Raw genomic sequence first — 21,913 nt, forward strand, 5'->3', positions numbered from 1 at the left:
ACGGCGACATCCATGTCGCTATCACGATAGTAAACTCCGGATAATGATTTAGTTTGAGATGATGTATCTATGGATGATCCATCTTTTATGAACGTATAAGGCAAAAAATAATGAAAGTGATGCAACTTCTCCCAGAACTCAATAGCGGTGGCGTAGAACGCGGCACACTGGAAATTGCACGTGCACTGGTTGCACAAGGTCATCAGTCTCTGGTTGTGTCTAATGGCGGGCGTTTGGTCTCACAACTTGAAGCTGAAGGTTCCACACACTTAACACTGCCGATTCATAAAAAATCATTGTCGAGCTTGTGGCAAATTAGGCCATTACGTCAGCTTATTGAAGAGCACCAACCAGACATTGTACATGTGCGCTCTCGCGTACCTGCGTGGCTAACCCACTTCGCTTTAAGAAAAATACCAGCGAATAAACGCCCTCACCTCATTAGCACGGTACATGGTTTCTATTCAGTTAATCGTTATAGTGCGATCATGACTCAGGCAGAAAAAGTGATCGCTGTTTCTGACAGCGTAGTTAAATACATCACAGACCATTATAAAAACTGTCCACCACAAGATATTGTCCGGATTTATCGAGGCATTGACCCTGCTGCTTTTCCGCATAACTACCAACCCTCAGCACAGTGGTTTAACCAAGTCTTTAACGACTTTCCCGAACTCGAGAATAAATTTTTACTTTGCCTACCTGGCCGTATTACTCGTTTAAAAGGACATGAAAGTTTAATTGAACTAATGCAGCAACTTCATTCGCAATATCCTCAACTGCATGCTGTTGTTGTGGGTGGGGCTGATGTAAAAAAACAAGCCTATTTAAGTGAGTTGCAAAACACCATTCAAAGCAAAGGACTTGCAGATAAAATTACCTTTGTAGGACATCGCTCAGATATACGCGAATGGCTCGCTTTTAGCGATATAGTGCTCTCTCTATCCAATCAAGCAGAAACATTCGGTAGAACAGCATTGGAAGCCCTTTCGGTAGGCACGCCGGTCATTGGCTGGAACCGTGGAGGGGTTGCCGAGATTTTATCTCATGTGTACCCGCAAGGTCTTGTTGAAGCAGAAAATGAAAAAGCTTTAGTAGAAAGAGTAAAGCATCATATTGAACAACCGCAAACAGTCGCTCCTGTGACAATGTTTAGTTTAAAAGATATGTGTGACCAAACCCTTGAGCTATATCAAAGTGTATTGAAATAACCCAATAAAAAACCCGCGATGTTCGCGGGTTTTTTTCGACTAAAAAACTTCTCTCTTACTTAAGAGATGCTTCATAAGCAGCAGCTTTTTCATAGTCGTACTGTTTTTCCCACTTACTGATTACAAGTACAGCAAGCGCGTTACCTACAACGTTCAACGCAGTACGAGCCATATCCATGATACGGTCAACACCAGCAATAAATGCTAAGCCTTCTACAGGAATACCAACACTGCCTAATGTTGCCAATAACACAACAAATGATACCCCAGGAACACCTGCAATACCTTTAGAAGTAATCATTAACGTTACAACTAAAATCACTTGTTGGCTGATTGACATTTCAATACCGTAAAGCTGTGCAATAAAGATTGCTGCGATACTTTGGTAAAGCGTAGAACCGTCAAGGTTAAATGAATAACCAGTTGGGATTACAAAACTAGAAATCGCTTTTGGCGCACCATAAGCTTCCATTTTTTGCATAATACGCGGTAAAACTGTTTCCGAACTTGCAGTCGAATACGCCAAAATTAATTCATCTTTCAAAATCTTAAACAAAGTAAAGATATTGATGCTGAACATTTTTGCAGTAATACCTAAAACCACTAAAGCAAAGAATAAGATTGCACCATAAACCAATACAACCAATTTACCCAATGGAATAAGCGAAGCAAAACCGAAGTTTGCAACAGTTACAGCGATTAAGCCAAATACACCCACTGGCGCATATTTCATGATGATGTGTGTTACACGGAACATTGTTTCCGATACAGCATGAAATACATTTAATAATGGGTCTTTTGTTGTTGCTGGTAATGAAGATAAACCAATACCAAATAGCACAGCAAAGAAAATCACTGGCAACATTTCGCCATGCGCCATTGAACTAATAATGTTCGTTGGGATAAGCGATAATATCGTCTGGATAATACCATGAGACTGTGACTGTACTTCTTCAGTTGTATGCTTATATTGAGAAATATCAGTTTGTACCAGTTGAGACATATCAATGCCTGAACCTGGATGGAAGATATTCGCTGCAAACAAGCCAACCAAAATAGCAATAGTAGTAATAATTTCGAAATAGAGAATGGTTTTAAAACCAAGACGCCCTAGACTTTTTGTACTGCCAACACCAGCAATACCTAAAATCAATGTAGAGAAAACAATTGGGATTACAATCATTTTAATCAGGCTAATAAAGATCTTACCTAATGGAGTAAGAACGTTATTTACAATACTATCTTTGATTTCAGGCTGGTTATGTAAAACAGCCCCGACAACTATCCCTAGGATTAAAGCAATTAAAATTTGCCATGCAAGGCTAAATTTAAAATTCTTCATAAGACAATCCTTATGCACCGCAAAGTATCAAATATGAGAGGGAGAAGACCACTACTTTAGAGTGAAACCTCAATATGTACACGAATTTCCAAACAGAAATTTAAATGCACAAGCAAATCACAACCCGCCGATCCGGCGAAGTAAACAACAATGCCTGTTGACGATCCAACATGTCAACGATCGGCACATTCTATTGAGATTTGCCAATTAAACAAGTCCAATTTATATCTAAATAGGTCAAAGCCTAGATTTATCCGTCAATAATCTATAAAAACAAAAACTTAACAAAAAAGTTTTTTGTATCCATTTTCATTAAAAATTGCTCAGATATATAAAAAAATTTATGGACGATGACTTATAATTAAGTAGATTTTAAAATTAAGAATACCTTAAAAATATTGGTTTTATTTACAACGAATTAAATGATATATCTATAAAATATCAACCCGAGTTCTGCGTCCTGCAAAACTCGGGTAAATGAGGTTGTGCTTTCAGGGTATATAATTCTTTTTATCGCTTCCGTTCTAACATCTTATCCGTGATGTCATTCCATATCAGCTTAGTGCATCCTTACTTGGGATTATCCATTCCCGCTTCCGTGTGCCGATGAATGTAGAATACGGGTTTTAACTCTGCCTGCCTATTGGACCTAGACTCAAATCTTTGTACGTTATTGCTTACAACTCACTTTATATATTTTTCTCTTTATAAGGCTGTGCAATTTCATCAGTCACGATTTTTTCTTCTTTTTCAGCTTTAGCAATACCTTCTTGTATCGCGGCTTGAGCTTCTTCTTCATCGGCTTGAGTTTGTTCTAGTTCCTCGTGAATTTCTTCAAATATTCGACCTGTTTGTAAAACGACATAGACAGGAAAATGGTCTGATCCAATATGAGATAAACGCTGCATTTTTACTAAACCGAAGTCTGTACTATGAAAGATATGGTCAAGTGACCAGCGCAATAAAGGATAGTCCGCATGAAAAGTATTAATAAAATGCCGCCCCACTCGTGGATCGAGTAGCCCACTAATACGTTGAAATAAACGGGTTGTTCGTGACCACGCTACGTCGTTTAAATCCCCCATCACAATACAACTTTCATCAAGATCTTTAATTTGATCTCCGACAATTAAAAGCTCAGCGTCACGCAGTGTTGAATCTTTTGCTTCAGTTGGGCTAGGTGGCTTAGGATGTAAACAGTAGAGCTGAACAGGCATGCCAGATCGCAAAATTACCGTGGTATGAATAGAAGGTATTTCATTACTTAAAATGAATTTAACCTCAGTATTTTTAAGCGGTAACCGGCTATATAAATGCATTCCGTATAAATTATCTAAAGGTACGGGCACACGGTATGGATAATCTTTCTCGATCTCTTTTAAAGCATTTTCCCAAGTTGTATCGCTCTCTAAAGTAAGCAATAAATCAGGTTTTAAAGTCCGTACATGCTCAAGTAATAAATGATATTTATCATTTGGGGTGAGCACATTAGAAACTATCAGTGAAATCTGTTTTTTAGGATCTAGCTGATGCTGTTTGACCTTTTTAACCTGTTTTTTCCAAAACAGCGTATACGGTAAAACCATTTTAAGTTGGTAGGCAATCGCTGCGATGAGTACCGCAAGCAAAAGCTCACGCCATACGTCCCATTCGGTCGGCCAAAACAACATACCAATTAAAGCAATTAAGCCAATAAACAGAATTTGTAATCTTGGAAAATCTGCACCTCGAAACCACCACTCATCACGAGGAATAAGTGACCAGAAGCTTAACCAAATCACCACTACTGCCAGTACTTCGATATAAATCATTGAAATTACTCTTTTAAGATGATTTGTTTTTTAATGTTTTTGTCATCTTTATCAATTTTGTATGTAACATAAACAAGATATTCTACTCAATAAAATTGCTGTTTTGATTCTGTAACGCTTGCAGTTGTGAGCACTTTTGATACACTCAACTCCCCCTTTAACAATTTTAACGCACCGAGGCAAAATGACATGAAAGTAGGTCTGGTCGGTTGGCGCGGGATGGTCGGTTCCGTCCTTATGCAACGTATGGTTGAAGAGAATGATTTTGCTCATATTGAGCCATTCTACTTCTCTACCAGTAATGCAGGTGGTGAAGCTCCTTCATTTGGTGGTAAGACTGCCCCAGCACTTATGGAAGCTACAGACATTACCAGTCTGAAGCAAATGGATGTCATTATTACCTGTCAAGGTGGTGACTACACGTCTGAAGTTTTCCCAAAGTTAAAAGCAACTGGTTGGGATGGCTACTGGATTGATGCAGCATCTACTTTACGTATGACTGATGATGCAATCATCGTTCTTGATCCGGTTAACCTTAATGTAATTAAAGACGGCTTAGCGAAAGGTACTAAAACTTTCGTTGGTGGTAACTGTACAGTATCACTCATGTTGATGGGTGTTGGCGCACTTTTCCAAAATAATTTGGTTGAGTGGATGACTGCGATGACTTATCAAGCGGCATCAGGCGCTGGCGCACAAAACATGCGTGAGTTGTTAACAGGTATGGGTTATTTATATAACAATACCAAGACTTTGTTAGATGATCCTAAATCTGCAATTCTTGATATTGACCGTCAAGTTGCCGAGTTACAACGCGGTGAGGGTTTCCCTTCTGCGAACTTTGGTGTGCCACTTGCTGGTTCATTAATTCCTTACATTGATAAACAGCTTGAAAGCGGTCAATCAAAAGAAGAGTGGAAAGGACAAGTTGAGACCAACAAGATCTTAGGTAACTCTCAAATCGTTCCTATCGATGGTCACTGTGTTCGTATCGGTGCAATGCGTTGCCACTCTCAAGCATTAACCATCAAATTGAAAAAAGATGTTCCGCTTGATGAGATCGAAGATATGATTCGTAACTCAAACCAGTGGGCTAAAGTTGTACCAAATACACGTGAAGCATCAATGACTGATCTTACACCTGTTGCTGTAACTGGTACCCTAACTGTACCTGTAGGTCGTTTACGTAAACTCAATATGGGTAAAGAGTACCTCGGCGCATTCACAGTAGGCGATCAGTTACTTTGGGGTGCTGCTGAGCCTCTACGTCGTATGTTACGTATTTTAGTAGAATACAAAAGCTCATAATTTGATCTGAATTATTCAGTCAAAATAAAAAGCCGATCACATTTGATCGGCTTTTTCGTAACTGGTTTGTAAAAAATTAACAATTTATTTACACTCCATTATTGTATAATTTTGAACGACTTTACGACTGATCAGGTCATGGATTGAGATGACTGCATATAACAAATTAAAAATTGCCATTTTCACCATTATGTCTTCGCCTTCTATTTATGCGATTACATTAGATCCTATTCAAATTCAATCTGCACCTGGGGAATTACTTTATGCAGAAATGAATTTTCAGCAAGCAGATCCTAATACCCCATTGCAAGTCAGTTTGGCCACTCAAGATGATCTCAATGGTTTGGGAGTAACTCATCAACCTCCGGGTAACCTAAACTTTTATACACGCCAAAATGGTCAGGGTTCTGGCGTTATTGTGATTACCTCATCGCGTCCTATTATCGATCCTGAACTGAATATTGTCGTAAAAGTCAGTGAAGGTAACGCAACCCGTCTTCAACATATTAAAACCGTTTTAAAGCCATCGCCTATAAAAAAGGCCGCCATGAACGAAAGTCCACTTTCACCGCAATTTATCGTAAATGAAAAAGATATCGCACTAAATTTACCTGAAAGTACTCAGTACACACCTACTGAAACTACATCAACCGTGGCTGAAACCACAGGTAATGAACATAATCTAAATATTAGCACTGGTACTGCTCCAGCTTTGAATAGTTCTAGCCCTGCTCCTGTGGCTCCTTTTACCGAAAAACCTTCGACTCAAACACTTCAGCCAACTATAGCTACAATGAATACCGAATCATCGGCTGTAGAGAAACAACCTTCGACTTCACTCAAATCAAGTGATGGCAATCAAACAACTACCGTCAAAAAAGCAGCGCAATCTAAAACTGCCCAACAAAAAAATGTATTAAGTAAAAATACGCCGAAAAAGCAAAAAATTAGCGCTTATAAAGGCCCGGCACCTACAGGTAAATATATCGTACAACGTAACGAGTCTTTATGGAGTATTGCCAATCGTATTGCAGCACAGACCAAACAACCTGTGGCTAAAGTCATGCGAGATATCCAAGCACAAAACCGACATGCTTTTATTCAAGGCGATGTAAACCGTTTACGTCAGGGAAGTTCGCTAAACTTAACAGCAAATGCAACTAAAGCTTCCCATTTAAAACCTAAATCGACTGAAGCTAACTTAGCAAAACCTACTTCTGGCCGAGCTAAATATCGTTTACAACAAGCTGAAATGAGCATTGTGGCAGAGAACAGCCCAAATTCTGCTCATGGAAGTGCCAAAAAGAGCACACAACAAAGTCAAAACAATACTGAGTTAGCAGTAAAAGTTATGACAACTCGCAAAAAAACCGTTACATTACAAAGGAATGTAACCAAACTAAATCAAACTTTAAGTTTAAAAGACCAACGTATTCAACTCTTGAATGCGCGTTTGGCAGAGTTACAACAGCAATTACAGGCCCAGCAACAAACTCACAAGCAAAAACATTAAGTTAAAACCAGAGTTAGCACGCTTTATATTGCAAATATTTATTTTTTAAGGGGAAAGTAATGTTATATGTGATTCCGTTTATCATATTACTCGTGGTCGCCGTTATTTTAAAAAAACGCGAGAATAGTCAAAAACAAGAGGCCACTTCCCCAAAAAATATAAATAGAAAATCCGGCAAAAAAACGAGTGCTAAATCAAGCAAAAGTTCGCGTGAAAAAACAAAAACCAAGGTCATTGAGGAAAATACTCCTGCTATCCCTCAAAGTAATCCTGTACCGGAAGCTTTACGACACAATATCCAACAGCTCATTCAAGAAAAACAGTTTTCAGCAGCTGAAGCTCAAGTCAATCAGGCGCTAAAAAAAGATAATACTCAACATGAACTGTATTTATTACTTCTTGAAATTCATATTGCTCAGAAAGATGAATTTGCAATTCAACAGTTGATTAGCCATATTCGTAGCTTAGGTTTAAATGAAATAGCAGCTCAAGCAGAAACTCGACAAAAAGAATATGAATCATCCAGACAACCTGATGCTATTGATTTCCCTCAAGCTCAAACATATGAAGAACCGAAAAACACAGATACAACGGCTCAGTTCGATGAATTAACAACAAGTTCTTCCGAGGCTTCTTTTAATGACTTAAAGAAAGACTATACCCCTGTAAAACAAGAACCTGCTGTTGAAATTGAACCTTTAGAGTTTAACTTTTCATTCGAACAGACTTCGGCTACGGAAAATACCAACCAACCGGCACAACAACCTGAATTATCATCCACTCAAGAAACAAATGAGCTGGCCGATTTAGAGTTTTCTTTTGACTTGGCCCCTCTGCATGAAACTGAGGAAAAATCTCAAGCAGTAGAGGTAAAAGCAGACCAAGAAAATAGCATCAATGCATTAGATTTTAACCTTGACTTAAATCCTTCAAGTCCAGAGACGAAATCTGTTGAACAAGCTCCATCATTAGATGAAATTAAGCTCATAGAACAAACCCCATTAGAAGCGACTTCTATCGCACCTCTTGAGTTTTCGTTAGATGAGCCTGCCTTAGTTACAGCGCCAGAGATTGAAATTCAAAATAATGAGGTAGTAAACGAAAGGGTTACTCAAACCCAAATAGAGGATCCGCTTTTAGAAGCTTTTCCAGAATTAAAACAAATAAATGAAAATGAACTCGATTTAAAATTGGCTGAACAATACATTAAGTTTGGAGCGAACCAAGCAGCGCGTAATTTACTACAGAGTGATGAGCAAAAATTCAACACAGAACAACAACAACATGCGAAAAACCTACTTAATCGCATAGCTTCTTAGAACTGTTCGATTTACCATAAGCAGTCAGAGATGACTGCTTTTTTATGCCTGCAAAAAGATGAAAAAAATAGCTTTATTTTATATGGGTGGTACTTTTGGTTGCATTGGTGAACCTTTAGCTCCTATGCCTTATGACCAATTCCTACCTCAACTTGAGAAAGTGATTCCCCCACACTTAACAGTTGATTGCTTTGCTGCGCCCAATATTGTCGATAGCAGTGCATGTACAGCACCTGACTGGTTACGCCTAATTCAACGCATACAACACCTACAACTAGAAGGCTATCAGCATTTTGTTGTGATTCATGGTACAGATACGCTCAGTTATGCAGCTGCGACTTTAGCTCGCTTTTTAGGGCAAAGCTGTCATATTGTGATTACTGGTAGCCAATACCCGTTACTCAATATTCAAGGTGATAACACCCGTGAATTTACTGATGCAATTGAAAACTTATATCTTGCATTAGAGCAGGTCATTGCACTTCCGGTTGGTGCTTATCTCGCATTCCACCATCAAGTATTTCACGCACAAACTGCATTAAAAACGCATACCACTGAACTCGATGCATTTTCCGGGTTAAGTAGTAACGTTGAGTTTACGCCTCAGCAAAATGAATTGATCGTACAAGATGCTCAAATTGAAAAAGCTGCTTCCTTTCAGATTTTAAACTGGATGATACAACCGATTGCAACACAGCATTTAGTACAACAATTACGTCACTTACTTCCTGCCCCACCACACTTTTTAGTGTTGCAAGGTTTCGGTACAGGTAATATCGCCGTAAACGATGAATTTTTGGCAACATTAGATGAACTCTATGCTCGTGGATGTGTACCAATTTTGGCGACACAAGTGACTTTTGGGGGTATTGACCAACGTTATGCAATTAGTGCTTGGGCCAAAACTGCAAAAATTGTCATTAATGATGCCCATAGCCATGCAGATCTCTATGCAAAAGCACTTCAAATCTATTTAAAATACCCAACCCCAGAACAATGGTTGAACCATTGGAATGAAAATCTGCATTAAATAGAGGTGAAGCCATGCAACGTTATGCGGTCGGTATTGAATTTAGTGGTATTCAATATCGAGGTTGGCAAACACAACAGCCAGGCGTTGCCAGCGTTCAGGAAACTATAGAGCGTGTACTCAGCAAAATCGCTGATGAACCAATCACACTTCACGGTGCTGGTCGAACAGATGCAGGAGTACATGCAACAAATATGGTGGCTCATTTTGACACTAATGCGATTCGTCCAGAGCGTGGATGGATCATGGGAGCAAATAGCCAACTTCCTAAGGATATTTCAATTCAGTGGATTAAACAGATGGATGAAGAGTTCCATGCACGTTTTAAAGCCACTGCTCGTCGCTACCGCTATGTTGTATATAACGCTCCACATCGCCCTGCACTTTTACATAAACAAGTCACGCATATTTATCAAAAATTAGACGTGCAAAAAATGATTAAAGCTGCCAGCAAATTTGAAGGTACGCATAACTTTGAAACCTTCCGTGCAGCAGCCTGCCAGTCAAATCAACCTGTACGACATGTAAAGCATTGCCGTTTGTTTGAACATGGACGTTATTTGGTTTTAGATATTCAAGCTGATGGCTTTTTACATCATATGGTTCGAAATATTATGGGTTGCTTACTTGAAATTGGGCAAGGCATGTATGAAATCGACCATATTGATACAATGTTCGCAGCCGAAGATCGTAAGGCAGCAGGAATTACCGCCCCACCTGATGGTCTCTATTTTATTCAATGTTATTATCCCGAGCAGTTTGACTTACCACAACCACCACTCGGGCCACATTGGTTAAACCTACCTGAGTAGGCTTAACCAATTTTTAGTTCTAACGGTGTTGCTTACGCTTACGGTACTCAACCGGTGTTTCGTTAGTCCAGCGCTTAAACGCGCGGTAGAATGTACTCGGTTCAGAAAAACCAGTTAAATACACAATACGCTCAACACTTTCATTAGTATTTGCTAAAAGTTTTTTAGCTAAACGACAACGGTAGTCAGAAAGTATTTGCTGGAAGCTGGTATTTGCTTCACTTAACTGCGTCCGTAAACGACGCGGCGTAATATTTAATTGTGCCGCTACGGTTTCTAGCGTCGTTTCTCCACTTTCAAGTGTCGAACCAATCGCACGACGAACCTCACCCACTAAATCATAACGGGCAAGTTCTTGTAACTTTTCAATTGCCAATTGTTCATGCAATTGAAGTAATTCAGGCTCTGCCTGCCAAAGCTGAAAATCTAAAATGGCAGGGTCAAAATATAGCCGTGTTTCTTTCTGCCCTAAGCTTACCGGACAGCCATAGACGCGGAAGTATTCATCTTCAGAAGCACCTTCACTGAAATTAAAATCAATGAAGATCGGATGAAACTGGCCTTCGGTAATAAATTTGAAGAATCTGAGCACACCTGAAATCGCACATTCTGAAAAATGACGATTAACAAGGTTGTCTGCCCCTACCTGCTCACCATTGGTCAAATAGCAGCGTCCATCTTCAACCACCAGTTTTGCATCAAATGCATCACTAATGAGTCGCTGGTAAGCCAAAGCTCGCTTAAGCCCTTCACCAAAAGTTTCACTACTAATAAATAAATGTTCAATCACCTGACCACGGTACAAAGGTAAATGCTCACCTAAATGCAAACCGATGTCTGGATCTTTACTGACTTCCTGAGCAGCAGTCCAAAAGGCATACTGCGCACTTAACGGAGTACGTGCGTTTGTATCGACCTGATTTAAAGCGACTCCCGCTTTAGTTAATATTTCTTCTGTTGGCAATCCTGCACGACGAATTGCTTGATAGCCAAAACGTAATACAACTGATGCATCTGTTAGCTGACCCACGCAGTGCCCTTCCATGTAGATACTTCATTGATACTTAGGAGCTGTTGACTCTTTATGCATGAACAGTCCCTAATAACTATGATTTTAGATTAGCGTTGATTGACCAAACTGACAACAGAATTAGAGTTCTTTTGTGAAAAAAATTACATCTTTTTTATTAGTCATACTTTAACCAGATGCTTTCACAAGAAGATGTCTATCTTGTTTTTTTTAAATAAATTGACTATAATTTGCGCCTTTCCAATTTGATCATCAGGTAGGCTATGGCCAATAAAGAGGAACTCATTGAGTTCGAAGGCGTTGTCACCGAAACGCTTCCTAATACGATGTTCCGTGTACGTCTTGAAAACGGTCACGAAGTTATTGCACACATTTCTGGTAAAATGCGTAAACACTATATTCGTATTCTTACTGGCGACAGTGTGAAAGTCGAAATGACTCCATATGACTTAACCAAAGGTCGTATTACGTACCGTGCTCGCTAATTAGTGAATGCAAAAAAGCCACTTCATCATGTGGCTTTTTTATTGCGTTTTTTATTCACTTAATCGACTGGTTTTACATCCCACCGTTTGGCATTCACGCAATCTTTCTTGCAGCCAATGGTTTCTTTCTTGCGTTGTCTTTAAACGACACTGCACGTCTACGCTATTTCTATTAGAATCTGTACATTCAGCATCACGTTGGCGTATCCAAGCAAGCTGCGACTTCTTAAGCGTATTTCTTTGTGCTGTATTTAATTTCGCTCTTAATGCCTGATAATTCTTATTCAGGTCTGCATCAGCACTCGCATAGATTTTATTGGTACAGTAAATATCATCATAAGTATTACGAGCACTATCACAGTTATCAGCATAGACCGTGGTTATTCCGAAACACAAAAAGGCAAAAACTATTTTTTTCATACTCTTCTTCCTTAAGTTTTGAGCAATTATTATTAGTCTGTAAATATAAGAATAAGTCTAAAGGCAAACTCACCTTCTATTTATCATAATCCTGCTTTTTTACTTTACAAGTTAGCAAATCCAACCTATTGTTCTTTAATGATAAATATAATTCTATATAGAGAAAAAATGAATATATCTACCTTATGTCAAATGAGTTTGCTTTCATTCATGCTGTTAAATATTAATGGCTGTGCTAGTCATCCACGCCAATCTGTAGATTTGCAAGAATATTTAAAAAATTTTATAGGCAAATCATCTACAACGATTCAGCAAGATCTCAACTTACGGAGTCTTGGCTTTCAAGTCGCCCGCACACCACAAAAAACTTCTGATCAACTTATTTATACGATTTTACGGCCCTTAAGCATCCCAATTCCGATGGTGAGTAATGTCGATATGAGAGGTGGTTCTGTTCCCATACAATCAGGTAATTTGAGCGGCAACTCTTATGATATTAACTTTAATTGCAAGGTTATTTTTAAGCTCAAAAATGACATTGCCGAATCTATTCAATACGAAGGTAAAGCTTGCTAAACACAACCATAAAAAAACGCAGCTTTAAGCTGCGTTTTTTAGCAAAGTAGCGATTAAGCGAGAGCAGCAACAACTGCTTCACCCATCTCGGCTGTACCTACTTTAGTCATGCCTTCAGACATAATATCGGCTGTACGTAAACCTTGATCAAGTACTTGCCCTACTGCATCTTCAATTGCTTTAGCAGCAGCTTCTTCACGGAAGGTATAACGAAGCATCATCGCAACTGAAAGAATGGTTGCCAACGGGTTTGCAACGTTTTGCCCTGCAATATCAGGCGCTGAACCATGACAAGGTTCATACATGCCTTTGCCATTTTCATCTAAAGAAGCCGATGGCAACATACCAATTGAGCCGGTAAGCATTGCTGCTTCATCAGACAAGATATCGCCAAACAAGTTACCTGTCACGATTACATCAAACTGTTTAGGCGCACGTACAAGCTGCATGGCAGCATTGTCCACATACATATGTGAAAGCTGAATATTTGGATAGTTGGCTTGCTGTAAATCCGTGACCGTTTGCTTCCAAAGCTCTGTTACTTCTAAAACATTGGCCTTATCTACAGAACACACTTTACCGCCACGCAATCCTGCAAGTTCAAAAGCAACTTTTGCAATACGCTTAATTTCGCTTTCAGAATAAACGTCAGTGTTATAGCCCTGTTTTTCACCATTTTCGAGTTCACGAATACCACGTGGTTGACCAAAATAGATACCACCAGTCAATTCACGAACGATCAAAATATCTAAACCAGCAACTATCTCAGGTTTTAAGCTAGAAGCATCAGCTAATTGTGGATATAAGATCGCTGGGCGCAAATTAGCAAATAAGTTAAGTTCACTACGAATTTTTAAAAGACCGCGTTCAGGACGGATAGAACGTTCAATAGTGTCCCACTTTGGTCCGCCAACAGCACCTAATAAAATGGCATCAGCTTTTTTTGCTTGTTCACTTGTTACTGCTGGGTACGGTTCTCCATGAGCATCAATCGCTGCACCACCTAACAAGCCATGTTCCCAAGTCAACGACAAATTAAATTTTTCATTTACTTTATTTAATACTTTTTCTGCTGCCCCAACAATTTCAGGACCAATCCCATCGCCAGCCAAAATTAAAATCTGTTTAGACATGAAGTTTTCCATTTTCAAAGACAAGACAGCGTTATGACTGCCGTGGTGTTAGTTTTTTCTGTTCGAGAAATTCACCTAGTCCTGTGGTGACATCAAATGGTCGACAAAAACGGCGAATTACCCGCCCATCCTGCTCTAAGTCAACACATAATGGATCTGGTACAGAAACATTCAGCAAACTACCCGAACGGTTAGATTTGTCTCGGTACATTTTAAACATATAGCGATGGTTAGCTTTGAATTGGTGAATAACATGAATCGTTTCAGCCCGATCTGGAGAAATCGGATAGTAACGAATCACCACTTCATATTGTTTGGCAGGCACAGATAGATACAAACTATTGCTTTGACTTAACACCGAACCATTTAATCTCACAATTCCTTGATGAATTGCCTGATTACTAATACGACGTGTCTGTGCATCAACAACAGTAATATCATTTAGCCGTTCAAATTCGCAACTTTTTGCGCCCGAACAATATATTGCTGCATTCTGCCCCAAATTTTCTTGTTCAGCCTGCTTAATACGAACAGTATCCACTACATTGTAAGTGCTCTGACAAGCACTTAGTGTTATCGCGCACAGGCTCAACAAAAAGCTATGAGTAACGTTCCTCTTCATTGTTCAAGCCCAATCCTCATCTAGTGCATAATTTTAAGCTGTTGTTATGCTTTAGCATGTTAGCAAGAGTTTGAACACGACGCCATGACTATGTTTAAAATGTACCAAAAGGTTAATTTATCTCTTGGAATACCCAAGGACGAACCTGTTTAGTTTTTTCTTCATAAGCGCGAATTGCGTCCGCATTTTGAAGAGTTAAACCAATATCATCCAAGCCATTTAACAAGCAATGCTTACGAAATGGATCCACTTCGAATTTAAATGCTTCGCCAGTTGGTGTACGAACTTCTTGCGCAGCCAAATCAATTGTTAATTGATATCCTTCTTGCGCAGCACATTCCTTAAATAACTGATCAACAATGTCTTCAGGCAAAATGACTGGCAACATTCCGTTTTTAAAACAATTATTAAAGAAAATATCAGCAAAGCTTGGTGCAATAACGGTACGGAAACCATATTCGTTTAATGCCCAAGGCGCATGCTCACGGCTTGAACCACAACCAAAGTTAGTACGAGCAATTAAAACGGTTGCTCCTTGATAACGAGGCTGATTTAAAACAAAATCCGGATTTTTTGGACGTACTGAATTGTCTTGTTCCGGATAGCCTTCGTCTAAATAACGAAGTTCATCAAATAAGTTGTCGCCAAACCCAGTACGTTTAATCGACTTTAAAAACTGTTTTGGAATAATTAAATCTGTATCAACATTGGCACGATCTAATGGTGCAACGATACCTTGTTCAACTGTATAAGCTTTCATGGTTTGCTCCAGACCGAATTAAAATGAACGAACATCAACGAAGTGACCAGCGATTGCAGCCGCGGCTGCCATTGCCGGGCTCACCAAGTGAGTGCGACCGCCATTGCCTTGACGACCTTCAAAGTTACGATTAGACGTCGATGCACAGTGTTCACCCGGTTGTAACTTATCAGCATTCATTGCTAAACACATTGAGCAACCCGGCTCACGCCATTCAAAGCCAGCTTCCAAGAAGATTTTATCCAAACCTTCTTTTTCAGCTTGTTGTTTAACTAAACCAGAACCCGGAACAATCATGGCTTGCTTAATGCTAGGTGCCACTTTACGGCCTTTAACTACTTCAGCAGCAGCACGAATATCTTCAATACGTGAATTCGTACAAGAACCGATAAAGACACGATCAAGTTGAATATCAGCTAAAGCTTGTCCTGCATTTAAGCCCATATACTGATAAGCACGTGTCCAATCATTGCGTTGTACGTCATCTTTCGCTTGTTCTAAAGTTGGTACAGCTTTCGAGACAGGAATCACCATCTCAGGTGAAGTACCCCAAGACACTTGTGGTTCAATCTCTGCACCATTTAATTCAACAATTGCATCAAACACAGCATCATCGTCTGAATGCAATGTGTTCCAGTAAGCAACTGCTTGATCCCATTGCTCACCTTTTGGTGCATAGCTACGACCTTTTACGTATTCAATGGTTTTATCATCAACAGCAACCATACCCACACGAGCACCCGCTTCGATCGCCATGTTACATACCGTCATACGTCCTTCAATCGACATATCACGGAAAACCTGACCACCAAATTCGATTGCATAGCCCGTACCGCCAGCGGTACCAATTTTACCGATAATCGCCAACACCACATCTTTTGGGGTTACACCCTTACCTAAAACGCCATCAACGCGAACCAACATATTTTTTGATTTTTTCTGAACCAAACATTGTGTCGCTAAAACGTGTTCAACTTCAGATGTCCCAATACCATGCGCCAAACAACCAAAGGCACCGTGAGTCGCTGTATGCGAGTCACCGCATACCACCGTCATACCCGGTAATGTTAAGCCCTGTTCAGGTCCAACAACATGCACAATACCTTGGCGAATATCATTAATACCGAATTCAACAATATTAAATGCCTTACAGTTATCATCTAAGGTCTGAACCTGAATACGAGATGTATCATCTTCAATACCAGCGATGCCCTGATCACGTTCTTTTTTAGATGTTGGAACGTTATGGTCTGGGGTAGCTACGTTTGCACTTAAACGCCACGGTTGACGACCAGCAAGTTGCAAACCTTCAAATGCTTGTGGACTCGTTACTTCATGCAATAAATGACGGTCGATATAAAGTAAGCACGAACCATCATCACGCTGAGTAACTACGTGGTCATCCCACAATTTGTCATATAAAGTTTTGCCTGCCATGTCGTCTTGCTCCATTGGACTGGGTAATTTTAATCTTTCTTCGATTATAGCCAGAGTTTTACATAAATCTAATTTATCATTTTTATAAATTAGAAAACTTTTAGGAATCATTCCTGAAAGTTTTAATATCGGTCAAAATATATAAATCGGATTTGTTAATGATTATCATTTGCATAATCCATTTTTAATCTTATACTCTCATCTCTATACTAAAAATATCAAATACAGGTAGAGAGAATGGTTATGGCTAATATTCAAAAATTCGTTGTTAATAATCAACGTACATTAAAGAAAACCTTAAGTTACTACATAATGCATATTACGGTAGCCATGTTAGTTGCCTACTTTGTAACGGGTAATATTTGGATGGCTTTAACATTAAGTATGTTAGAACCAACAGTACAAGCTTTTGCATTTTTCTTTCATGAAAAAGTATGGGCAGCAAAAGACCGCCGTATATCAGCTTTAAGCAAAAACGAGACGACTGCTTAGATTAAGATTAATACGCTAAATCACAACTTTATAGAACGTTGAGCTGCAAGCATGATACGATTTTGACTTGGCAACTTTAGCCTCTCTCGATTTTTCTATTCCAAGTAGAGTTGTATTATGAATCTTGCAGCCTTTGAAGCTTTTGTAAAAGTTATGGAAACAGGTTCGATCTCTGTGGCTGCGGATCAACTATTTATTACCCAACCTGCTGTAACCAAACGTATTCATAGCCTAGAAGAGTACTTTGGCGTAAAGTTATTTGAATCGGCAGGCCGTGGGGTTCAAGCAACTCATGCTGCGCATTCATTATTACCAAAAGTTAAAAGCTGGTTAAATGAACTTCGTGATATTCACCACACGCTAAGTCATGAACAAACCCAAATACAAGGTCGTTTAAAAATCGGGACGAGTCATCACATCGGTTTGCATCACTTGCCTGCTCCGCTTAAACACTTTGTTCAGCAGTTTCCTCAAGTCACGCTAGACGTACATTTTGTTGATTCCGAACAAGCACACGAACAGGTACTTGCTGGCGATTTAGAGTTAGCTTTTTTAACACTCCCGCCCTCAGGTGATGAGCGTCTTAACTATATTACGATCTGGAATGATCCTTTAGTTTTTGTAGCTGCTCCATTTCATCCATTGGCTCAAAAAAAGAATTTGACCTTACAAGATTTAATTGAATATCCAAGTTTGCTGCCTGCCGCACAGACTTATACAGCCCAAATCACCTTGGCTGAGTTTGAAAAACAAGGCCTTAAACCGAAAATTACCATGAGCAATAACCCACTAGAGTCAATTCGTATGTTGGTCTCTATTGGTTTAGGTTGGTCAGTTTTACCAAAAACTCTGCTGAATCAAGATATGCAGCAGCTTGATTTAAATGTCGAGATGAACCGTCAGCTAGGTATGGTATGGCATCCTGCACGTACTCAGTCTAGAGCCATGCAAGAGTTGATTAAAATGATGCAAGAATAACGGTATTAATGGCTATATTTTTTAACAAGGATATAAATCAAAGCCGCGAAAGGTAGTAGTAAAAATAGAACGCCCCAACTGAAACATATAGCAGCGAAAATAATTCCGCCAAGTGCACTCATAAACAGTAAAGCAATGATATAAATAAGTAACTCACCAAAAATAGCGGTAATGAGCTGATCTATAAATTCTTGAAAGAAACCATTGCTGCCTTTACTTTTAGTGCGCTTATTTTTAGACATGCTATTTTAATTAATAAAACCATATATTGATTAGAAATAATACTATAAATATATACCCTTTACTCTACTATCATTATACTTTTCACTTAAGATTCATGAGCGTGAAGAATCAATATTCAAAGATAATTAAAATCGGTTTATATATATTTATAACTTTAGCTATCTTAGTTCTAGTTACATTTATTTGGTTTAAACCGATACGTGTTATTTTCGCCCATCACCTTTCATTGTTACATTGTGATGGTCAAGTCTGTGTAGATGATCCAAAGACACAGCCTCTTGCAAAGGCACTTTATAATCAGGCATTAAAAGAGACCCAAAATAAAGTAGGTGCTTTTCATCAACAACCCACTATGGTTTTTTGCTCAACTCCACAATGTGCAAATACCTTTGGTATGGAAAAAGCAGCCGCTAAAGCGGTTGGTAATTTGGGGTTATTGGTTGCACCGCGAGGCTGGAAAGATTTCTATATCACTCATGAGCTTATTCATCATCGACAAGCCGAAGAATGGGGAAATATAGCAATGCTAACTAAACCTAAATGGCTGGTAGAAGGCATGGCTTATAGCTTAAGTGATGGCCCACGACCTACTTTATCGGTTCCTTTTCAGCAATGGCGAGCTCAATTCAAGCTTTGGCATCAACAAAATCCTGATTCAAATATTTGGCTTACCACAGAAAAAATTAAATAATTTATTAGAGAGCTCCCGGAATATTACATTTTTCTAGGAAGCTCTTGCTTTAAATTAAATCGACCAGTCCTGAATTTCCCAATTGTGTTCTTGAGCCAGTTTCTCAAGACGATCATCAGGGTTGACTGCAATCGCATGCGTTGCATATTCAAGTAAAAAACGGTCATTAATTGAATCTGAATAAGCCCAAGACTCAGAAACGCTACGACCGTCCAGCCATGCCTCAAGACGTGCAAGTTTGCCCTTTTGATAACACGCTAAACCCGCCACTTTACCTGTATATTTACCATCAGCAACCTCGGCGTTAGTTGCTAAGATTTCAGTAATTCCAAATTCACGGAAAATCGGCGCAGTAATAAAATCACTTGTTGCTGTAATACCTACAATGGTATGGCCTAAATCTTGATGTTTTTTGATTGCATCAAAACCTTTTGGTCGCATTTGAGGACGAATCACTTTTTCCATAAACAACTGATGAAGCTCAGTTAAGTAGTTATTGTCATGCTTTGTTAAAAAGCCGAAAACAAACTCATTATAAGCATATGGATCTAGTTGCCCTGCTTTGTAGTCTTCATAAAATTTATCATTCATCTGACGATGATGAACCGGATCAACCAAACCTTCATTGACTAAAAATTCACCCCACGAGTGGTCTGAATCGGTATTTAACAAGGTATGGTCTAAATCAAACAACGCCAGTTTCATGAAAATTCTCGTTTAAACTGAAATTTAAGAAAAAAAATGTAAATCTATCTCCGCTAGTCGATAGAAATTCGTTAAGATCGTAACAATTTAAACATTTTACTTTGATCTTTTCGAGCTGGACATAAAAAAGTGTTTGTCCCCGTGATCGAAGTCAACGATATAGACAATATTTAGGTAGCCAAATGATCGACTCAGAAGGTTTCCGACCCAATGTCGGGATCATTTTGGCAAACGATGATGGACAGGTTTTATGGGCAAAGCGCATTGGTCACAATGCTTGGCAATTTCCACAAGGAGGCATCCAGTTTGGAGAAACCCCTGAACAGGCACTTTTTCGAGAACTGAGAGAAGAAATCGGCTTATTGCCCGAGCATGTCCAGATTATTGCGCAAACCAAAGGATGGCTGCGTTATCGTTTGCCACATCGGTATATTCGGTCAGACTCTGACCCCGTATGTATCGGACAGAAACAGAAATGGTTTTTACTGAAGTTAACTGCGCCTGCAAAAAACATTCAGTTAAACCTCGCCGACCCGCCTGAATTCGATGAATGGCAGTGGGTTAGCTATTGGTATCCTCTTGGTCAAGTGGTGAACTTCAAACGTGATGTTTACCGTAAAGCCATGGTGGAGTTGTGTACACAGTTGCCAGTGCAACAATTACCCTAAAAATCATTTATCTAGCAAATGATTTTTATTAAAAGTGCTGTTATAAATACATTCATAGTCTAAAAAAATACTGGAGTATACATCCATGTCAAACATGCAACTCGACACTCTAAGACGCATTGTCCAAGAGATTAATGCGTCCGTGAGTTTGCATGAATCGTTAGACATTATGGTCAATCAGGTTGCTGAGGCCATGAAAGTGGATGTTTGCTCTATTTATTTACTCGATGAACGCAATCAACGTTATGTATTGATGGCCTCAAAAGGCTTAAATCCAGAATCTGTTGGGCATGTTTCATTGCAGTTAGGTGAAGGCTTGGTGGGTCTGGTTGGGCAACGTGAAGAAATTGTTAACCTTGACAATGCGCCAAAGCACGAACGCTTTTTGTATTTACCTGAAACGGGCGAAGAAATTTATAACTCATTCCTTGGCGTACCCGTCATGTATCGCCGTAAGGTTATGGGTGTTTTAGTTGTCCAAAATCGACTTCCTCAAGATTTTAGTGAAGCGGCCGAATCATTTTTAGTCACCTTATGTGCACAGCTCTCAGGTGTTATTGCACATGCGCATGCGGTTGGAAATATTGACGTATTTCGTAAGCCAAGCAATGGGCCTGCCTATAAGACCTTCCAAGGCGTTTCCGGTGCAGGTGGGGTGGCTTTAGGTCGCGCTATTATTTTATATCCGCCTGCCGACTTAGGTTCAGTACCTGACCGCGAAGCAGAAGATATCAGCGATGAACTCCGCATTTTAGATCAAGCTATTTCATCGGTACGTTCAGAGATTCGTTCTTTAGATGAAAAAATGCATGACTCGCTCATGGCAGAAGAACGTGCTTTGTTTAGCGTATTCTTAAGAATGCTAGATGAAAATGCCTTACCTGCAGAAATTAAAGAACTGATTCGTGATGGGCATTGGGCACAAGGTGCGGTGCGCCGTGTAATTGAAAAACACACTGCCCTATTTGCACAAATGGAGGACGATTATCTTCGTGAACGCGTTTCTGACCTTAAAGACTTAGGGCGACGTATTCTAGCGTGCTTACAAGAAGAAGATTCGAGCCACCGTGAACTTAGCCCAGACAGTATTTTAATTGGTGAAGAAATTAGTACCGCTGCGCTAGTAGAATTACCAGTAGATAATATCGCAGCGATTGTGACGTCAGAAGGCGCAGCCAATTCGCATATGGTGATTGTTGCCCGTGCATTAGGGATTCCAACGGTGGTCGGCGTAACCGAACTGCCTGTAAATACGCTTGATGATGCAGAAATGATTGTGGATGCCTATCAGGGCCGTGTTTTTGTAAACCCTCCACGTCGGTTACGT

At 39.5% G+C, this 21,913-nt stretch carries 23 protein-coding genes; 13 read left to right on the top strand and 10 right to left on the bottom strand.

Annotation, left to right across the window (positions count from 1 at the left end; all coding sequences use genetic code 11):
• Nucleotides 1-110: 110 nt before the first annotated feature.
• Nucleotides 111-1,211 carry a glycosyltransferase family 4 protein gene (locus tag C1642_RS07560; protein WP_004842592.1) on the top strand — a complete coding sequence of 367 codons (1,101 nt, stop codon included), beginning with the start codon at nt 111-113 and terminating at the stop codon, nt 1,209-1,211.
• A gap of 55 nt (nt 1,212-1,266) precedes the next feature.
• Here the strand turns inward: C1642_RS07560 and gltP are convergent, their stop codons facing one another.
• A complete protein-coding gene (gene gltP / locus C1642_RS07565) occupies nt 1,267-2,553 on the bottom strand; it encodes a glutamate/aspartate:proton symporter GltP (protein WP_000787677.1) in 1,287 nt (428 codons plus the stop codon).
• A gap of 689 nt (nt 2,554-3,242) precedes the next feature.
• Complete coding sequence (locus C1642_RS07570; protein WP_000639214.1) at nt 3,243-4,364, bottom strand: endonuclease/exonuclease/phosphatase family protein; 1,122 nt, start codon at nt 4,362-4,364, stop codon at nt 3,243-3,245.
• Between the two features lie 189 nt (nt 4,365-4,553).
• On the opposite strand from C1642_RS07570, the gene asd reads away from it, so the two are divergent.
• The 5 genes from asd to truA all read left to right on the top strand — a co-directional run bounded on the left by asd (nt 4,554) and on the right by truA (nt 10,346).
• Complete coding sequence (gene asd, locus C1642_RS07575) at nt 4,554-5,672, top strand: aspartate-semialdehyde dehydrogenase (protein ID WP_000862762.1); 1,119 nt, start codon at nt 4,554-4,556, stop codon at nt 5,670-5,672.
• A 148-nt stretch (nt 5,673-5,820) separates the two neighbouring features.
• Nucleotides 5,821-7,185, top strand: coding sequence for a FimV family protein (locus tag C1642_RS07580; protein WP_000128069.1), 1,365 nt, complete (start codon nt 5,821-5,823; stop codon nt 7,183-7,185).
• Nucleotides 7,186-7,244: 59 nt separating this feature from the next.
• Entirely contained in the window at nt 7,245-8,504 is a 1,260-nt protein-coding gene (locus C1642_RS07585) for a hypothetical protein (protein ID WP_000967584.1), read from the top strand.
• 58 nt (nt 8,505-8,562) lie between these two features.
• Nucleotides 8,563-9,534: an asparaginase gene (locus C1642_RS07590; protein ID WP_103236136.1), complete on the top strand. Its 972-nt coding sequence runs from the start codon at nt 8,563-8,565 to the stop codon at nt 9,532-9,534.
• Between the two features lie 14 nt (nt 9,535-9,548).
• Nucleotides 9,549-10,346 carry a tRNA pseudouridine(38-40) synthase TruA gene (truA, locus tag C1642_RS07595; RefSeq protein ID WP_001190102.1) on the top strand — a complete coding sequence of 266 codons (798 nt, stop codon included), beginning with the start codon at nt 9,549-9,551 and terminating at the stop codon, nt 10,344-10,346.
• A gap of 19 nt (nt 10,347-10,365) precedes the next feature.
• On the opposite strand, the gene C1642_RS07600 is transcribed toward truA, so the two are convergent.
• A complete protein-coding gene (locus tag C1642_RS07600) occupies nt 10,366-11,376 on the bottom strand; it encodes an AraC family transcriptional regulator (RefSeq protein WP_002009591.1) in 1,011 nt (336 codons plus the stop codon).
• 263 nt (nt 11,377-11,639) lie between these two features.
• On the opposite strand from C1642_RS07600, the gene infA reads away from it, so the two are divergent.
• On the top strand, nt 11,640-11,861 hold the full coding sequence (gene infA / locus C1642_RS07605) for a translation initiation factor IF-1 (RefSeq protein ID WP_001284370.1): 222 nt from the start codon (nt 11,640-11,642) through the stop codon (nt 11,859-11,861).
• Between the two features lie 51 nt (nt 11,862-11,912).
• Here infA and C1642_RS07610 read toward each other — a convergent pair whose 3' ends face one another.
• Complete coding sequence (locus tag C1642_RS07610) at nt 11,913-12,281, bottom strand: lysozyme inhibitor LprI family protein (protein ID WP_064192032.1); 369 nt, start codon at nt 12,279-12,281, stop codon at nt 11,913-11,915.
• Between the two features lie 168 nt (nt 12,282-12,449).
• Between C1642_RS07610 and C1642_RS07615 the strand changes: the two genes are divergently transcribed.
• Complete coding sequence (locus C1642_RS07615) at nt 12,450-12,857, top strand: hypothetical protein (protein WP_002056803.1); 408 nt, start codon at nt 12,450-12,452, stop codon at nt 12,855-12,857.
• A 53-nt stretch (nt 12,858-12,910) separates the two neighbouring features.
• Here C1642_RS07615 and leuB read toward each other — a convergent pair whose 3' ends face one another.
• The 4 genes from leuB to leuC all read right to left on the bottom strand — a co-directional run bounded on the left by leuB (nt 12,911) and on the right by leuC (nt 16,809).
• Nucleotides 12,911-13,990 (bottom strand): 3-isopropylmalate dehydrogenase, encoded by a 1,080-nt coding sequence (gene leuB, locus C1642_RS07620; protein ID WP_000043186.1) that lies wholly within the window; start codon nt 13,988-13,990, stop codon nt 12,911-12,913.
• Nucleotides 13,991-14,021: 31 nt separating this feature from the next.
• The gene (locus C1642_RS07625; RefSeq protein WP_001984507.1) at nt 14,022-14,612 is read right to left on the bottom strand and encodes a hypothetical protein; all 591 of its coding nucleotides are present in this window, start codon (nt 14,610-14,612) and stop codon (nt 14,022-14,024) included.
• A gap of 112 nt (nt 14,613-14,724) precedes the next feature.
• Nucleotides 14,725-15,372, bottom strand: coding sequence for a 3-isopropylmalate dehydratase small subunit (gene leuD / locus C1642_RS07630; protein ID WP_103236137.1), 648 nt, complete (start codon nt 15,370-15,372; stop codon nt 14,725-14,727).
• 18 nt (nt 15,373-15,390) lie between these two features.
• The gene (leuC, locus tag C1642_RS07635; protein ID WP_213064263.1) at nt 15,391-16,809 is read right to left on the bottom strand and encodes a 3-isopropylmalate dehydratase large subunit; all 1,419 of its coding nucleotides are present in this window, start codon (nt 16,807-16,809) and stop codon (nt 15,391-15,393) included.
• 237 nt (nt 16,810-17,046) lie between these two features.
• Between leuC and C1642_RS07640 the strand changes: the two genes are divergently transcribed.
• Both C1642_RS07640 and C1642_RS07645 read left to right on the top strand, forming a co-directional pair.
• Entirely contained in the window at nt 17,047-17,301 is a 255-nt protein-coding gene (locus tag C1642_RS07640; RefSeq protein WP_000244901.1) for a DUF2061 domain-containing protein, read from the top strand.
• Nucleotides 17,302-17,418: 117 nt separating this feature from the next.
• A complete protein-coding gene (locus C1642_RS07645; RefSeq protein ID WP_001046500.1) occupies nt 17,419-18,279 on the top strand; it encodes a LysR family transcriptional regulator in 861 nt (286 codons plus the stop codon).
• A 5-nt stretch (nt 18,280-18,284) separates the two neighbouring features.
• Here C1642_RS07645 and C1642_RS07650 read toward each other — a convergent pair whose 3' ends face one another.
• Nucleotides 18,285-18,521 (bottom strand): hypothetical protein, encoded by a 237-nt coding sequence (locus tag C1642_RS07650; protein WP_000041994.1) that lies wholly within the window; start codon nt 18,519-18,521, stop codon nt 18,285-18,287.
• Between the two features lie 95 nt (nt 18,522-18,616).
• On the opposite strand from C1642_RS07650, the gene C1642_RS07655 reads away from it, so the two are divergent.
• A complete protein-coding gene (locus C1642_RS07655; RefSeq protein ID WP_103236138.1) occupies nt 18,617-19,213 on the top strand; it encodes a hypothetical protein in 597 nt (198 codons plus the stop codon).
• 54 nt (nt 19,214-19,267) lie between these two features.
• Here C1642_RS07655 and C1642_RS07660 read toward each other — a convergent pair whose 3' ends face one another.
• Nucleotides 19,268-19,918 carry an HAD family hydrolase gene (locus C1642_RS07660; protein ID WP_000761586.1) on the bottom strand — a complete coding sequence of 217 codons (651 nt, stop codon included), beginning with the start codon at nt 19,916-19,918 and terminating at the stop codon, nt 19,268-19,270.
• Nucleotides 19,919-20,100: 182 nt separating this feature from the next.
• Here C1642_RS07660 and C1642_RS07665 point away from each other — a divergent pair, with 182 nt between their 5' ends.
• Nucleotides 20,101-20,586, top strand: a complete 486-nt coding sequence (locus C1642_RS07665) for an RNA pyrophosphohydrolase (RefSeq protein WP_000567254.1) — start codon at nt 20,101-20,103, stop codon at nt 20,584-20,586.
• A gap of 85 nt (nt 20,587-20,671) precedes the next feature.
• A partial coding sequence (locus C1642_RS07670) for a phosphoenolpyruvate-utilizing N-terminal domain-containing protein (RefSeq protein WP_146035318.1) occupies nt 20,672-21,913 on the top strand: 1,242 nt, incomplete at its 3' end.

This window comes from Acinetobacter sp. AKBS16, assembly GCF_002899995.1.
Lineage (GTDB): Bacteria > Pseudomonadota > Gammaproteobacteria > Pseudomonadales > Moraxellaceae > Acinetobacter > Acinetobacter baumannii.